This is a genomic window from Brevibacterium sp. SIMBA_078, from assembly GCF_046534565.1.
Lineage (GTDB): Bacteria > Actinomycetota > Actinomycetes > Actinomycetales > Brevibacteriaceae > Brevibacterium.
On record NZ_JAWRYQ010000101.1, the window covers coordinates 1 to 319 of the forward strand.

Annotated in this window: 1 protein-coding gene; it reads left to right on the plus strand. The window is 39.5% G+C overall.

Annotated elements, in window-relative coordinates:
- On the plus strand, positions 1 to 267 hold a 267-nt coding region (locus tag SB749_RS19040; protein ID WP_410711678.1), incomplete at its 5' end, for a helix-turn-helix domain-containing protein.
- Between the last annotated feature and the right edge of the window lie 52 nt (positions 268 to 319).

Here is a 319-nt window from a genome sequence, read left to right on the forward strand (position 1 = left end):
CTATTAAATCAATTTAATAGTTCAGTTACTGGGCAGCTTATAGAAAATGCCCTCACATCATTTGCTAACCAACAACTCACTCAACGAGAGCATCAGGTTGCTTGTCTAATTGTGCAAGGTTGCGACTCCGCAGATATTGCTTCTCAGCTTGGGATCGCCCTAGGTACAGTTAAAAACCATCGTAAACGTATATATGCACAGTTAAACGTTGCTTCACTGAGTGAATTCTTCCGACTGTTTTTAAACCATTTAATGCGCACAGAATAAAATGCGTTTATGTCCCTTTAGGGATATAGTGCACATCGCTGAGTTTAATTAG